The following is a 14468-nucleotide window of genomic DNA, read 5'->3' as shown; positions in this document are numbered from 1 at the left end:
AGCGTGCGGTTCGGAGCACCCCATGAGCAACAGCATCAAGATGCCGCCCGCCGGCGCCGTTCCCAGCCAGGAAGGCGCCGCCGCCCCGCAGTTTCTCGGTACGCGTATTCGCGGCCTGCGCAAACGCCGGGGCATGACCCTGGCCGAACTGGCCCAGCAGAGCGAGCTGACCGCTGGCTACATCAGCCAGCTGGAACGCAACCTGTCCTACCCGTCGATTCCGGCGCTGTTCAACATCGCCCGCAGCCTGGGCGTGACCATCCAGTGGTTTTTCGCCAGCGAAACCAGTACCGACCCTGAAGACAACGGCTACGTGGTACGCAAAAACAGCCGCCTGAGTGTCCACTACGAAGATGGCATCGTTGACCAGCTACTGACTCCGCAGCCAAACCGTGAGCTGGAAATGCTCCACTCGCGCTTCCCGCCTGGCACCTACAGCCAGCAGAGCTACAGCCATGAAGGCGAAGAAGCCGGTTACCTGCTGTCCGGCAGTTTCGAGCTGTGGGTGGGCGATCGCTACTTTCAGTTGAGCGAAGGCGACAGCTTCAGTTTTTCCAGCCAGGAACCGCACCGCTACGGCAACCCTGGCGAGGTCGATGCCGTGGTCATCTGGGTGATCACGCCACCGACCTTCTGAACCCCAAGACAAGAACAATAAAGGCTTGCCATGACCGACCTGATTATCCGTGACCTGAACAACGGCTTGCTGACCCTGACCTTCAACCGGCCAGACAAGCTCAATGCCCTGAACAGTGCCATGTACAGCGCGCTTGGCGATTTGCTGCTGGCGGCCACCGATGACCCGCAGGTCGAGGTCATCGTCATCACCGGTGGCGCCCAGTGCTTCAGCGCCGGTAACGACCTCAAGGATTTTCTCGACAACCCGCCCGTCGACATGGACAGCCCGGTGTTTCGCCTGATGCGTATTGTCATGGCCCTGGACAAGCCGCTGATTGCCGCCGTCTGCGGCGCTGCCATCGGCATCGGCACTACTTTGCTGCTGCACTGCGATCAGGTACTGGTGAGCCGCTCGGCCAAACTGCGCATGCCGTTCGTACCTCTGGGCTTGTGCCCGGAGTTTGGTTCCAGCCTGTTGTTGCCACGCTTGCTGGGACACGCCCGGGCGGCCCGGCTGCTGTTGTGCAATGAGCTGCTGACAGGTGAGCAGGCCGTACAATGGGGCCTGGCCAATGAGCTGCATGAGGACGGCGAACAGTGCCTGAGCGCCGCCCGGCAATTGGCGCAGCGCCTGCAAAGCCTGCCGCAGGAAGCGCTGCGGGTCAGCAAACGGTTACTCAAGGATACGCATCGGGCAGAACTGGAAGCCTGCGTGAGTCGCGAGGGTCTGCTGTTTATCGAACGTCTGCATACACCCGAGGCGAAGGCGGCGTTGCGTGCGCTGGTGAAGGATTGACCCGCGCGCATCGATCCCTCCCTGAAAAACAACAGGACGCTCTGGCGCGCAAGCCGGGAGCTGCTAGCTTTGTTGAAGTCATCTCACACGTGTCATCGCAATCATTGCCAAGGAACGAAAGCCGATGAAATCTGCACTGCGTTCAACCTTACTCTGCTCCGCACTTATCGTACTGGCCGGATGCGCCAGCTCCAGGGTCGACCCCAGTGAATACTCCGGTTTTCTCAAGGACTACAGCCGCCTGAAAGAGGCCGAAAGTATCTCCGGCGCACCGGTAATGCGCTGGATCTCCCCCAATTTCAAGGCCGCCAACTACAAACAGGTGTACATCGAGCCGAGCCAGTTCTATCCCAAACCGCAGCCCACCGACGTGATCACCCCACAAACACTGCAGCAGATCACCCACTACTACGACACCGCGCTCAAGCGCGAACTGGGTGCGGTCGTACCGCTGGCCACAGGTCCGGGCCCGAACGTGCTGGTGGTGCGCCCGGCGATTACCGCGGTGGCAACCCACACCGAAGGGCTCAAGCCTTATGAGGTGATCCCGATCGCCCTGGTGACGGCAGCCGTCATGACTGCTGCCGGTGGTCGTGACCAGGATGTCGACATCGCCACCGAAGCGGCAATTCTCGATGGCGGCAACAACACGGTGGTCGCCCAGGTGGTACGCAAAGGCGCCGGCACGGAGCTTGAGAACAAGACCACCAAGCTGACCGTAAAAGACGTCCAGCCAGTACTCGACGGCTGGGCCTCAGACATGCGCCGCAGCCTGGTCAAATTCAGGAGCGAGTCGCGTTAGTCACTCAACTGACTGTCGATCGCAATGCTGCCACTGAGCAGCTTGTGCACCGGACAGGCGTTGGCCACGCCCAGCAGACGCTCACGCTGGGCCGCATCGAGATCACCGTGCAGTTCAATGACACGCTTGATCTCGGTGCTCATCGGTGTGGTTTTCTCTTCCTTGACGATATCCAGCCGCACATGCACATGCTGCAGCGGCCATTCCTTGCGCCGGGCATACATCGACAAGGTGATTGCGGTGCACGCCCCCAGTGCCGAGAGCAGCAGCTGGTGAGGATTGGGGCCGGCGTCGCGGCCACCGAGGGCCTGGTTTTCATCCGCCAGCCACTGGTTCACACCCGCGGACAAGTTGACGGTATAAGGGATCTCACCCAGCTCGGCGTGAACGGTCGAATCGGTCATCTGCAGTGGCTTCCTTTGCGAGGGTCAAGCCAAAAGGGCCTGACGCGAGTGCGTTCACACTAACGTCAGGCCCCTTGCAAGGGAAGTCACGGCAACGAACCGCAGCGTCCTGTCCCTGGAACGCGACTCAGGCGAAGAACGAGTAAAGAATCGCCGACAGGGTAATCAGGCCGATCAGCACCACGAAGACATTCGACACCTTGCCCGAATATTTGCGCAGCGACGGCACCTTGTGGATGGCGTACATCGGCATCAGGAACAACAGGCAGGCAATAATCGGCCCGCCAAGGTTCTCGATCATCCCCAGGATGCTCGGATTGAGGGTGGCCACGGCCCAGCAGGTCAGCACCATGAACAGCGCGGTCAGTTGTTCCAGGCGCTTGGCCGGCAGTTGCTTGCCGCGGCTGCGCAGGCTTTTCACGATCATGCCCTGGAAGCCTTCGCTGGCACCGATGTAATGACCGAGGAACGATTTGGTAATCGCCACCAGGGCAATCAACGGCGCGACAAAGGCAATGACCGGTGTCTGGAAGTGGTTGGCCAGGTACGAGAGGATCGAGATGTTCTGTTGCTTGGCCGCCGCCAGATCGGCCGGGCTCAGGGCCAGTACGCAGCTGAAGCAGAAGAACATCACCGTCAGCACCATCATCACATGAGCGCTGGCCAGGATGCGGCTGCTCTTCTGGTCGGCCTGTTCGCCGTAGCGGTGCTTCTGGTCAACGGCGAAGGCCGAGATGATCGGCGAATGGTTGAACGAGAAGACCATCACCGGGATCGCCAGCCACAGGGTCTTGAAGAACAGGTCCAGCGGCATGCCTTCGGATGCCTGGGCGAAGAACGCGCCGTTCCAGTTGGGGATCAGGCTCAGGGCCAGCAGCAACAGTGCGGCCACAAAGGGGTAGACCAGCAGGCTCATGACCTTGACGATGATGCCCTGGCCGCTGCGCACCACGATCATCAGGCCACAGATCAACAGCAAGGCCAGCAAGGCTCGCGGTGGCGGAGTCATGTGCAACTGGTGCTCCATGAAACTGCCCAGGGTATTGGTCAGCGCCACGCTGTAGACCAAAAGGATGGGGAAAATGGCCAGGAAGTACAGCAAGGTGATCAGCTTGCCGGCGCCGACACCGAAGTGCTCTTCTACTACCTCGGTGATGTCTTCGCTGGCGCCGCGCTTGCCGGACAGCACAAAGCGGGTCAGGCCACGGTGCGCGTAATAGGTCATCGGGAATGCCAGCAGTGCCAGCACCAGCAGCGGCCAGAAGCCCCCTACCCCGGCGTTGATCGGCAGGAACAGGGTACCGGCGCCAATGGCGGTGCCGTACAGGCCCAGGACCCAGGTGGTGTCGTGGCGATTCCAGGTTTTGCTTTGCGCCGGCGCAGCCGTGCTCGCACCCAGGTGGGTGGTGGTGTTTACATCAGTCATCGATATTGCCTTGTAGTTGTTTTTGTTGCTTATGAATAACTTGGAACGATTGTAGGAGCGGATTCATCCGCGAAGGGTCGCGGAGCGGCCCCATAAGAGGGACTGCTGCGCAGTCCATCGCGGATGAATCCGCTCCTACAGGCTTCAACACTCGACAAAAGCGACAGCCAGGCCGCCGCGCGAAGTCTCCTTGTAGTTGGCATGCATGTCGGCACCGGTATCGCGCATGGTGCGGATCACCCGGTCCAGGGAAATGAAGTGCTCGCCATCACCGCGCAAGGCCATCTGCACAGCGTTGATGGCCTTGACCGCCGCGATGGCGTTGCGCTCGATGCACGGCACCTGAACCAGACCGCCAACCGGGTCGCAGGTCAGGCCGAGGTTATGCTCAAGGGCGATTTCGGCAGCGTTCTCCAGCTGCATCGGCGTCGCCCCCAGCACTTCGGCGAGCCCCGCCGCAGCCATGGAACACGCCGAGCCCACCTCACCCTGACACCCCACTTCAGCACCGGAGATCGAGGCGTTCTTCTTGCACAGGATGCCCACGGCGGCAGCACTGAGCAGGAAATCGACAACATCGTTGTCGCAGGCATCAGGGTTGAACTTCATGTAGTAATGCAGCACCGCCGGAATAATCCCGGCAGCACCGTTGGTGGGCGCGGTGACCATGCGCCCGCCCGCAGCGTTCTCTTCGTTGACCGCCAGGGCGAACAGGTTGACCCACTCCATCGCGCTCAATGTCGAGCCGATCACATTGGGCTTGCCCAGCTCCTGCAGGCTGCGGTGCAGCTTGGCGGCGCGGCGCTTGACCTTGAGCCCACCGGGCAGGATGCCTTCGTTGCGCAAACCATTGTCGACGCACTCGCGCATGGCAGCCCACAGCTTGAGCAAACCACTGCGCACTTCTGCTTCCGGGCGCCAGGCCAGTTCGTTGGCCATCATCAGCTCGCTGACGCGCAACTGGTGCTGTTTGCACAGCGCCAGAAGCTCAGCGGCACTGTCGAAGTCGTAGGGCAACCTGACCTGCTCGCTGCTGTCGCCGCCAGCGCCAATCTGCGCAGCCTCGACAATAAAACCACCGCCGACCGAATAGTAGGTCTGCTGCAGCAATGAACCGCTTGCGCTGCTGGCCTCCAGGGTCATGGCATTGGGGTGGTACGGCAGGCTTTCGTCGAGCAGCAGCAGGTCGCGACTGCAATCAAAGGCCACGGCATGACGACCATCGAGCTGCAGCACCTGGCTGTCCTGCAACTGCGTGATCAGCGGTTCGATACGCTGCGGATCGATCTGGTCGGGCCATTCGCCCATCAGCCCGAGCAAGGTGGCACGGTCAGTGGCGTGGCCGACACCGGTGGCCGACAGCGAGCCATACAGACGAACCTCTACCCGACTGACTTGCTCCAGCACGCCCTGCTCACGCAAGGTCTGGGCAAAGGTCGCAGCCGCCCGCATCGGGCCCACGGTATGGGAGCTGGAGGGCCCGATGCCAATCTTGAAAAGGTCGAAAACACTGATAGCCATGCTAATGCCTGCACGCTCAAGCGACGAATGTCGCCCTGCGGCGTTATGAAAAAATTGAAGGGTTTCGCGAAGTTGCGCGATACTGCCCGGTCACCGTGGCATTGACCAACGAAACTTTCTAAGCAAGCCTTTAGCAGAACTAAACGATGAGACGACAGATGAATGGCCAGATGTATGTCTGGCTGCACGTGTTTTCCTGTGCGGCGCGGCACCTGTCGTTCACCCGCTGCGCCGAAGAACTGCACATCACCCCAGGTGCCGTGAGCCAGCAGATTCGTCAGCTGGAAGAGCGCCTGGGTTTTCGTCTGTTCCTGCGCCGCGCCCGTGGCGTGGAACTGAGCGCCGAAGGCCAGCGCCTGGCACAGACGGTCAGCGAAGCCTACGGCAGCATCGATGCCGAACTGCTGCGCCTGGACGCCGGCGAAATTCGCGGCACCCTGCGCCTGCGTTCGATCCCCTCGTTTCTGGCCAAATGGCTGACCCCGCGCCTGCCCCGCCTGCAGCAACGCTACCCGGACATCCAGCTGCGCCTGGTGGCCGAAGACAGCAGTCAGGCCTTGCATGAAGGCGACTTCGACCTGGCCATCGACCTCAACGACGGCAGCTACCCGGGCATGCACTCAACACCGTTGCTCGATGAACAGATCTTCCCGGTGTGTTCGCCGAACCTGCTGCGTGGCCGCCCGCCCCTGCATGGCCCTGGCGATCTTGCGCACTATCCGTTGCTGCACGACATCACCGCCTGGCGTGGCAGCTCGGAATACGCGGAATGGGAGTTTTATCTGGAAGGCATTGGTGCCAGTGGCCTGGATGTGCGCCGCGGGCACACCTTCAACCGCAACCACCTGACCATTGAAGCGGCAATCGCCGGCATCGGCGTGGCCATCGCCCGACGTACCCTGCTCAATGACGAGCTGGAGCGCGGCACCCTGATCGTGCCGTTCGGCCTGCCAATCGCCAACCACAAGCGCTACGTGCTGCTCTATCCGCCCGGTGGCCTGGCGCATCCAAGCGCCCGCGCGGTGCATGACTGGCTGGTTGAGGAAGCCGAGAGCTTCCGCTCTTTACACGCCCAGGCACAGTGAATCGCTAGTAAGCATGCTTGCCAGTGAAGGCATTGAGCGTACGCACCAGGATCACGAAATCGAGCCACAGCGACCAGTTGTTGATGTACTCGATGTCAGAGTCGACACGCTGGATCATTTGCTCGATGTCTTTGGTCTCACCTCTGAAACCACGGACCTGCGCCAGGCCGGTCATGCCGGGTTTGATGTTGTGCCGGGCAAAGTAGTCGACGATGTCCTGAGAGTACTGCGTATCGTGTTGCCGGGCGTGCGGGCGCGGCCCCACCAGGGACATTTCGCCCATCAGCACATTGAACAGCTGGGGCAGTTCGTCGAGGCTGGTGCGGCGGATGAAGGCGCCAACCCGGGTCAGCCGCGCATCATTTTTCTGCGCTTGTTTGACCACGCCATCTTCCGGCTCATGAACAACCATGCTTCTGAATTTCCAGATACGGAAGGACTCCCCGGTCCAGCCCATGCGTTCCTGCCTGAAGAACACCGGGCCCGGGCTGTCGAGTTTGATCGCCAGGGCAACAGCCAGCAGCACCGGTGACGCAAACAGCAGGATAAGGGCTGCGAGGACTTTGTCTTCCAGGTTTTTCAGGAACAGGCTCGTCCCCGTCAACGGCGTTTCAGACAAGGTCAGCACGGGAATGCCGGAAATTTCACGGACACTGTGATTGATCAAACGCAGGGAAAAGATGTCGGGCACCCAGTTAACCGCAATGCACTTGTCGAGCAACTTCAAGTACACGTCATTAATGACCGCAGAACCGCTTAGCGGCGTGACCAGATAGACAGTCCTGATCGCATGCTGCACGACGATCTCATCCAGATCGGAGATATGCCCCAACACTGACAGGCGATTCTTCCCTTCTGCGTAATCGCCGCTATCCCCCTCACCGGTCAAGACACAACCAACAATCCGCTCACCGAACCAGGGGTTGTTGCTTATCTTCTGATGCAGAAAATGAGCGAGGTCACCAGCACCAATAATCAGGGCATTTTCCAGGCGATAGGCGTGCGCAAAAAAGCGCTTTTGCACCTCGCGCACGGCAAAGTGCAGGAATAGCTGAACAAAATAGCCGATGACAAACAGCTCCCCCACCAGCATGCGCGAATAACTCTCGCTCTGCTTGGTCAGGAACGCCATGACCACAAGAAAACAAAAGGTGGCCGACCATGCTTTAAACAGTCTGAAGGCCTTGATGGACAGCCCGACATTGCTGCGGTAAATGGCGTAGTGGTCGTAAATGACGGCCAATGCACCAATCAACAGCAACATCATGATGACGTAATCAGAGGTGATGTAACCGATCTGGTCATTGATCAGGTACCAGGCAACGCCGGTCACCGCAATACCGTCGAGACCCGCCTGAATGGCGTTACTGACACTGCTTCTGCGCTGGAGTAGGGAGCGGCTGCTTCTGGGTTCGAAAACCATTACTAGACCTCGTCAATTGAGATACCACACGCTTTCCCAATATTTCCCAGCCCTGAAGAAGCTTGTGATATCACTGTAGCAGTACCAAGCCATCACCGCTGACCGAGTCATCCCTGCCGTTGATTTTGGCTGAATCGGACGATCCGCTGGTCAGGGTATTTCCTAGGAAGGCCGGGGCGTGTTCTGTGAATTCCCTACCGCAACCCTGGTGCAGAAAAGCATCCGTAACAGAAACAATGGATTGCCCACCACATAGCGCAGAAATAGCCGCTTTGGTTCTCTGAGCAACCTGTAGACCCACTCGCACCCTAGCCTGCGCAGCCACTGTGGCGCCCGCGTTACCTTGCCGCCGAGAAAATCCAGGATCGCCCCGCCGCAGATGATCAGGCAGGGCACGCCAACGGCTTTGAGTTGTGCGGCAACGGCTTCCTGCCTGGGCATGCCCATACCCAGCACAATCAGCTCAGGCTGGGTTTGCCGTGCCAGGTCGATGTAGGTCTGCACCTCGGCAAAGCCATGATGAACCGATACCACCTGCACACCGGACAGGGCTTCGCTACGCTGCGCCGCCTGGCTCAGAAACGGCTCTTCTGTCCCCCAGAACGCTACACGGCGGCCCTTGAATGTCGCCAGCAGTTGCGGAATGAAGTCCGTGCCATTCATGTTCAACCCGGGATCCAGGCCCAGGCGACGGTACAGAAGCGCCATACCGATACCATCGCGTAACAGCACATCAGCCGCCGACAGGGCCTTGAAGTATTCCGCATCGCCGGCCACCAGGTTCATGGCATGGGCATTGACGAACCCCAGCACGGTCGGTGCTTCGGGTGCGGACAACGCTTGTAGCAATCCCTGTTTGTCACCTGCGCTATCGACCACCCGCAATTTGCCGATAATCGTTTTCCAGCTTTTCTGCGCAGCGCCTTCATCCATTAGCTGTCATCCCGTTTCGAACGCACCCATTCGACCTGGCGCTTGATCAGAAAGCCCAGATACAGCGGTATCTTTTTCACCGCATAGAACGGTGCATACAGCAGCACGGAAAACCCGATCAGCTCACGGCAGAACCGCTTCCACGCCAACAGCACAGCGGCAACCAACAGGACCATCGCGCCCGTGCTGATCAACGCCGGCACCCATACAGCGAACAGCAGAAATGCCAACCATGAGGCACTGAACACAGCCAGCAAGGTCAAGGTCAGCAAGGCCAGCGGCGGGACCATCAGATCCACCGTCATCGCCAGCAGGTTCCAATTGCGCCGGGTGATCGATGCTCCCAGCAACTTCGGCGCATCGCCCAGCAGCACCCCCAGATGACCACGCTCCCAGCGTGCGCGCTGGCTAGTCAGCCCTTCAGCGCTACGTGGGAAGAAGCTGGTGACCTGCGCATCCGGACAAAACAACGGCGGCTTGCCGTTGCGGCAGAAATCCAGGCCCATTTTCAAGTCTTCGACCAGGTGACCGCTGGCCAGATCGACCAGTGCCAGGTCTCGCCAGTCGATCGCCATTCCCGTTCCCATCAATTGGCAAGGCAAACCCACTCGCGCCCACCCGCTTGGCCGTACCAGGTTCTTGACCCGCCAGGCGAACTCGGCGACCTGGACTTTCAGCCCCGCGCCTGCAGGTGCACACATCAGATCGAGGGCCTGCACTGGCCGCCCGGCACTGGCGCAGCTACGCGCCAGATGATCAATGCCGCGCTCACTTACCTGACAATCGGCGTCGATGATAATCACCACCTCAGGCGCCGCCCCGGCCAGATGACGCACACCACAATCCAGCGCGTAGCCCTTGCCACGTCGTTGCTCATCCCGGCGCTCCACCACCTCTGCGCCAGCCGAGCGGGCCAGCGCGGCAGTGTCGTCGTTACAGTTGTCGGCGACCACCAACAGCCGGTCACCTTCCAGCAGCTGCGGGAGAATGCTGTTGAGCGTCGACACGATGCCCGAGGATTCGTTGTGCGCGGGTACCAACACCGCCACGCGCGGCCGCGCGCCGTTCAGCTGCAACCCAGGTCGCGCAGGCAAGCAGGCCAGCAGCACCTGGGCGAACAGCACCAACACCGGCAGCAGAGCGAGTAGCGCCACTGCTCCCAGCAGCCAAGCCAGTAAAGTAATCATGCGGATGCCTTAAAGTAGCCGGCCAGCCTGGCCGCTTCAGTGTCGATATCGTGGCGTTGCAGCACGCGCTGATAGGCCGCCTCCCCCATGCGCTGCAAGGTGTCGACAGGTTGCGCAAGGCAATCGGCCATGGCTGCGGCCAACTCCTCCACAGCCCCGGCAGGAAACAGCCAACCGTTCTCACCCTGGCGAACCAGCTCGGGAATACCCGCCACATAGGTCGTCAGCACCGGCCGGCGCAAGGCCATGGCCTCCATGATCACCACTGGCAGGCCCTCGGCGAAACTCGGCAGAACCAGGGCGCGGGCGCCAAGGATCTCATCGCGTACCTGCGCACTGCTGATCCAGCCAGTGATGCGTACCTGTGCCTGCAATTCATGTCGAATGATCAGCGCTTCGATATCGGCACGCATTTCCCCGTCACCGGCCAGCACGATCTCGAACACCACCGACTGGGCGGCCAACAGACGCGCAGCTTCAAGGAGCAACAGCTGGCCCTTTTGTTCACACAAACGCCCTACGCAAACCAGGCGCGGCACATTGGGGGCCATGACTGCGGGCACCTCATGAAACATGCGTTCCAGGCCGCAATGCACCACCTTGACCTTGGCCCAGTGCTCATGCGCCACCCAGCGAAACAGCTGGCTGCGCCCGTAGGAGCTGACCGCCGCGACAAACGCCGCGCGCCGGACTTTCTCGCCCAGATACAGAAATTGCGGTTTGTCGAACTCTTCCGGGCCATGCACGGTAAAGCTGTAAGCGGGTCCACCGAGTGCGTTGGCCAGCATCACCACCTCGGTTGAATTGGTGCCGAAATGTGCATGCACATGCTCAGCGCCATACGCCTGCAACCACTGCACCACACGGCACGCCTCGGCCAGATAGACCAGATGATAAGGCCACGGGCGATCGGCACGCAGGCCCATACGCAGGGCCAGCCACAAGGCCGAACAAAAATGTCGCGGGCGAGCACGCAGCACTTGCAGCAACGGCACGAGCAGGCCCTTGACGCCGTCTTGCAGCACATAGCGGGTTTTATCCCGCTCAGACAGGTCCTCGGCGTCCTGCAACTCAGCGTCCCAGCCACGCAAGGCAATGCGTTGAATCTCGATGCCCTGGCGTTCCAGCGCCAGAATTTCGCGGCGAATGAAGCTATGGCTGACCTTGGGGTACTGATTGATGAAATAAGCAATGCGCATAGGAGCCCGACTGTTTACCCGCGTTATGAATGATCAGACCTGCCCCGCCAGGCACCAGCCTTCTATCTCAGGCTGGCGATCACCGATGGCTGGCCAGCTGCCGAAGCCTGCGACAGCGAGGCCTGCTTGAGTACGTCTTCATAGATCCCCTGGAGCTCCAGGGCCTGGTCGCTGCACAACTTGATACTGGCTTTGAAGGGGTTGCGGTGTTCAAGGAAGCGCTGCTGGTTTTCGAGCACATCGGACAGCGCCTGGCGCAAGTACTTTTCATCTGTGCTCAGCGGGATGATGGTGCCATTGACGCCATCGACGATATCTTCAACCGTTCCGCCGCCCTGGGTGCTGATCACCCAGACGTCGCGGGCAAGCGCTTCGCGCACCGACAAGCCGAAGGTTTCTTTCAACTGCGTCGGAAACAGCAGGACATCGATACCGGAATAGAACGCGTCCATGTTGGCCTGGGCATAGCCAGGTATGAAGGTGACGGTGCCGGGAATCTTGATGCTGTCCGGCTTGAATGAACGCAAGCCAAGGTGCAGCTGGCTGTCCACCACCTTGAGCTCATAGTCCGAGCGGTTGAGCGAGGCAAAGGCGCGAGCCAGCAAGGTCACACCCTTGATCGAGACATTGCCGCCGACATAGCCAAACCTGAGGGTCTTGCCCGGTTGCTTACGGTAGTTGGCCGCTGGCGCCAGGATGCCATTGTTGTTGACCCGGATCTTCGTGGCATCGAAGCCGTTGGCGATATACAGGTCCCTGGCAAACTTGCTCGGCGCAAGTAGCAGGTCGGCCTTTTTCAGCATGTTGGCCAGCCACTGCTGGCGGTAATCGTTGAGGATCGGATCTTCTACGCACTTTGCGCAGACTTCAGTGGAAATCCTGGTTTGCCCGCAGTATTGCCCATGGTTATTGATCATGAACTGACGCCCACAGATCCACCAGGTGTCATGTAACGTCACCACAAAAGGAATGCCCGCCTTGCGGCAACTTTGCGCCAGCTGCGCGCCGAGGCCTTGCACCGAATGCAAGTGCACAAGGTCTGGCGCAACGCTGTCGAGCATGGCCTCGAAGATCGCGATTGTCGCGGGGTTCTCAAAATATTCGGAGCGCTCATCGGGTAGCCCCATGCCGATGACCGCAACCTTGTTGACCTCATACCTGAACAGGCCGTAGGGCGCCGCGTTGGCGACTGGCAACGAGGTGAAAACGAATGGCTGCAGTTGCGATGCCTGCGCCATCAGCCGCGTCATCTGCTCCGCAATAATCGTGGCGCCGCCATAACTTCTCGGGGCGAAGAATATGTTTGCCGACAGCACGCGCCTGGCGCGAGTCTTCGCCTGCGCAGGAAAGATCCGGCTCAGCGGCTGCCAACTCCTGCTGTCGGATTCAGCGTCCGGGGTCTGCTCAACCAGCGTCACATGCCTGGCGCCAGCCTCGGTCATTGCCAGGGCCAAGCTGGCCGTCGCAGCGATGGCCCGGTCACACGACAGCAACGCCTGCTGATACAGCGCCACGGCCGTCAGCAGGTTTGCGATGGTGTCGGCACTCAAGGCAGTCAGATCATTGCCCTGGCGATACGCCTGCGGATCGAAAATCAAGTCATCGGCGTCCCAGTAGGACGTGACCTTGAGCCGCCTGGCCTCCTCGATCAGCTGCAGCACATCGGCGAAGGCAGGCACCCGAAAGAAGATCACCGCTGAACACATCTGCAGTGCATTCAGACAAGCGCCGTGGTCACGCCAATCCACAACGCGGCATCGGTAACCGAGGCCTTCAAGCGCTTGCTGGATCTGCGCCACCCGGGGTTTGGGGCGTTGCGACAGGTCAGCCTCGCCGATCAACACCACTTCGTTGGCGAACAGATCGCTGGCCGGTACGCCAGGGTTACCCAGGGGCAGGCTTTTCTTGGCATCAGGTGCTTTCCACAGCAGGCCCGGCCCCTGCTTCAACAACTCCCGCCAGACTTTCCTGAGGGTTGGATACAACCCGGCTTTCTGCACGTACGCCCGAAAGCGCTGGTCTATCCGTGGTTCGGTTACAAGGTGTCGGAGCAACGCGGCAGCCCTTGCCGTCAAGGGCGAGACGGTCGGTGCGCTGTGGACTTCCTGTACTGCCAGTGCGGCGCCCAAACGCTGCCGGTGCAGCTGCAGCTGCCTTTGCACATCAGTGCCTGCAAGTGCAGTTTCGATATGAGTAAAGACATCATCCAGTAACGCCTGGCGTCTGCGGTACATCGCGCGTTTTTTCGCGGCGATGTCATCCGCTGCACGCATTGACTGGGCCAGGGGAATGTTGAAGAAGTCCTCGCGAGCCGAGGGCGTTGCGCCATTTTCCAGCCAGATGACATCGTAGTTAGCCGCCAGATCCTGGGCTTTTTCCGCACCAAAATAAGGATGACGATGATGTCGGTAGGCATCGCCGACCGCGTAAATCCTGGTAGCGCCCACCGTTCTGGCAACGCACTTGATGGCTTCGATCAAAAAACTTCTGGGCCGCAGCCCTTCAAAGTCCTTGGTCAGGTCCCGGTAGATACTCAAGGACCTTTCACTGTCTATGCCTTTGTGAATGCCCTGCACCGCGCCAATGAACAGACACAGTCCATCCGTGGTACGAGACAAGGTGAAGGCGATTGATGCCACGCGCAAATCACCTTGGAACACGTTCAGCACCAACTCCCCTTCGCGCTTGAACCAGATCGGCCGATCCAGGACCAGGGCACAGGCGCTGGAGTAGCTCGACAGGTCGCACAGGGTCAGGCGCTCGTCACGCCCCAGCAGCAACAGCGCCGGAAACTGATCGCTGATCGCTTCATAGTGCGAAGCCACCGCAGCAAGTCGTGCCGGGGCATTCCAGCACTTGCTGATGTAGGGCCACTGCACCACGCCAATGCAATCCTCCCCCAGCTTCTCAAAGCCGTCATTGCCGAGTGCATTCGACATGCGTGTCATAAACGCGCGCAGGTCTGACCACTGCCGGGTCATCAACAGCATCAACTTGAACTTGTTGTTCAACGCCCGTAATGAATATCCGGGCTGCAACGTGAGCACACTTTTCAATATCGATCGATAAATCAT

General features: G+C 60.1%; 12 protein-coding genes and 1 pseudogene. 4 read left to right on the top strand and 9 right to left on the bottom strand.

What is annotated here, in order from left to right; genetic code table 11:
• Nucleotides 1-40 precede the first annotated feature (40 nt).
• From ACVI9W_RS24400 to ACVI9W_RS24390, 3 genes are all read left to right on the top strand, one after another.
• Entirely contained in the window at nt 41-637 is a 597-nt protein-coding gene (locus ACVI9W_RS24400) for a cupin domain-containing protein (RefSeq protein ID WP_461531867.1), read from the top strand.
• Nucleotides 638-667: 30 nt separating this feature from the next.
• A complete protein-coding gene (locus ACVI9W_RS24395; protein ID WP_461531549.1) occupies nt 668-1414 on the top strand; it encodes an enoyl-CoA hydratase in 747 nt (248 codons plus the stop codon).
• 124 nt (nt 1415-1538) lie between these two features.
• Entirely contained in the window at nt 1539-2216 is a 678-nt protein-coding gene (locus tag ACVI9W_RS24390) for a DUF3313 domain-containing protein (RefSeq protein ID WP_461531548.1), read from the top strand.
• Here ACVI9W_RS24390 and ACVI9W_RS24385 read toward each other — a convergent pair.
• The 3 genes from ACVI9W_RS24385 to ACVI9W_RS24375 all read right to left on the bottom strand — a co-directional run bounded on the left by ACVI9W_RS24385 (nt 2213) and on the right by ACVI9W_RS24375 (nt 5567).
• Nucleotides 2213-2620, bottom strand: coding sequence for an OsmC family protein (locus ACVI9W_RS24385; protein ID WP_461531547.1), 408 nt, complete (start codon nt 2618-2620; stop codon nt 2213-2215). The two genes, ACVI9W_RS24390 and ACVI9W_RS24385, sit on opposite strands and share 4 nt — an antisense overlap.
• A gap of 127 nt (nt 2621-2747) precedes the next feature.
• A complete protein-coding gene (locus tag ACVI9W_RS24380; protein ID WP_461531546.1) occupies nt 2748-4046 on the bottom strand; it encodes a serine/threonine transporter in 1299 nt (432 codons plus the stop codon).
• Nucleotides 4047-4190: 144 nt separating this feature from the next.
• On the bottom strand, nt 4191-5567 hold the full coding sequence (locus tag ACVI9W_RS24375) for an L-serine ammonia-lyase (RefSeq protein ID WP_461531545.1): 1377 nt from the start codon (nt 5565-5567) through the stop codon (nt 4191-4193).
• Between the two features lie 146 nt (nt 5568-5713).
• Here ACVI9W_RS24375 and ACVI9W_RS24370 point away from each other — a divergent pair, with 146 nt between their 5' ends.
• Nucleotides 5714-6652 carry a LysR substrate-binding domain-containing protein gene (locus ACVI9W_RS24370; protein ID WP_461531544.1) on the top strand — a complete coding sequence of 313 codons (939 nt, stop codon included), beginning with the start codon at nt 5714-5716 and terminating at the stop codon, nt 6650-6652.
• A 4-nt stretch (nt 6653-6656) separates the two neighbouring features.
• On the opposite strand, the gene ACVI9W_RS24365 is transcribed toward ACVI9W_RS24370, so the two are convergent.
• The 6 genes and pseudogenes from ACVI9W_RS24365 to ACVI9W_RS24340 all read right to left on the bottom strand — a co-directional run.
• Complete coding sequence (locus ACVI9W_RS24365) at nt 6657-8075, bottom strand: undecaprenyl-phosphate glucose phosphotransferase (protein ID WP_422419001.1); 1419 nt, start codon at nt 8073-8075, stop codon at nt 6657-6659.
• Nucleotides 8076-8237: 162 nt separating this feature from the next.
• Complete coding sequence (locus ACVI9W_RS24360; protein ID WP_461531543.1) at nt 8238-9008, bottom strand: WecB/TagA/CpsF family glycosyltransferase; 771 nt, start codon at nt 9006-9008, stop codon at nt 8238-8240.
• Complete coding sequence (locus ACVI9W_RS24355) at nt 9008-10195, bottom strand: glycosyltransferase family 2 protein (protein ID WP_461531542.1); 1188 nt, start codon at nt 10193-10195, stop codon at nt 9008-9010. Before ACVI9W_RS24355 ends, ACVI9W_RS24360 begins: the two co-directional genes overlap by 1 nt.
• On the bottom strand, nt 10192-11394 hold the full coding sequence (locus tag ACVI9W_RS24350) for a glycosyltransferase (RefSeq protein ID WP_461531541.1): 1203 nt from the start codon (nt 11392-11394) through the stop codon (nt 10192-10194). Before ACVI9W_RS24350 ends, ACVI9W_RS24355 begins: the two co-directional genes overlap by 4 nt.
• Before the next feature lie 62 nt (nt 11395-11456).
• Nucleotides 11457-12836 carry a glycosyltransferase family 4 protein gene (locus ACVI9W_RS24345; RefSeq protein WP_461531866.1) on the bottom strand — a complete coding sequence of 460 codons (1380 nt, stop codon included), beginning with the start codon at nt 12834-12836 and terminating at the stop codon, nt 11457-11459.
• Between the two features lie 630 nt (nt 12837-13466).
• Nucleotides 13467-14468, bottom strand: a pseudogene (locus ACVI9W_RS24340) (DUF535 family protein); the annotation flags it as partial.

The sequence above is a fragment of the Pseudomonas sp. 210_17 TE3656 genome (assembly GCF_054821965.1).
The sequence above is the reverse complement of the archived record's forward strand: the minus strand, read 5'-3'. Positions and strand labels throughout refer to the sequence as shown.

What these genes read in the sequence shown, in the direction of transcription:
- ACVI9W_RS24400 (WP_461531867.1), top strand. Translation starts at nt 41, where the DNA reads ATGCCGCCCGCCGGCGCCGTTCCCAGCCAGGAAGGCGCCGCCGCCCCG.
- ACVI9W_RS24395 (WP_461531549.1), top strand. Translation starts at nt 668, where the DNA reads ATGACCGACCTGATTATCCGTGACCTGAACAACGGCTTGCTGACCCTG.
- ACVI9W_RS24390 (WP_461531548.1), top strand. Translation starts at nt 1,539, where the DNA reads ATGAAATCTGCACTGCGTTCAACCTTACTCTGCTCCGCACTTATCGTA.
- ACVI9W_RS24385 (WP_461531547.1), bottom strand. Translation starts at nt 2,620, where the DNA reads ATGACCGATTCGACCGTTCACGCCGAGCTGGGTGAGATCCCTTATACC.
- ACVI9W_RS24380 (WP_461531546.1), bottom strand. Translation starts at nt 4,046, where the DNA reads ATGACTGATGTAAACACCACCACCCACCTGGGTGCGAGCACGGCTGCG.
- ACVI9W_RS24375 (WP_461531545.1), bottom strand. Translation starts at nt 5,567, where the DNA reads ATGGCTATCAGTGTTTTCGACCTTTTCAAGATTGGCATCGGGCCCTCC.
- ACVI9W_RS24370 (WP_461531544.1), top strand. Translation starts at nt 5,714, where the DNA reads ATGAGACGACAGATGAATGGCCAGATGTATGTCTGGCTGCACGTGTTT.
- ACVI9W_RS24365 (WP_422419001.1), bottom strand. Translation starts at nt 8,075, where the DNA reads ATGGTTTTCGAACCCAGAAGCAGCCGCTCCCTACTCCAGCGCAGAAGC.
- ACVI9W_RS24360 (WP_461531543.1), bottom strand. Translation starts at nt 9,008, where the DNA reads ATGGATGAAGGCGCTGCGCAGAAAAGCTGGAAAACGATTATCGGCAAA.
- ACVI9W_RS24355 (WP_461531542.1), bottom strand. Translation starts at nt 10,195, where the DNA reads ATGATTACTTTACTGGCTTGGCTGCTGGGAGCAGTGGCGCTACTCGCT.
- ACVI9W_RS24350 (WP_461531541.1), bottom strand. Translation starts at nt 11,394, where the DNA reads ATGCGCATTGCTTATTTCATCAATCAGTACCCCAAGGTCAGCCATAGC.
- ACVI9W_RS24345 (WP_461531866.1), bottom strand. Translation starts at nt 12,836, where the DNA reads ATGACCGAGGCTGGCGCCAGGCATGTGACGCTGGTTGAGCAGACCCCG.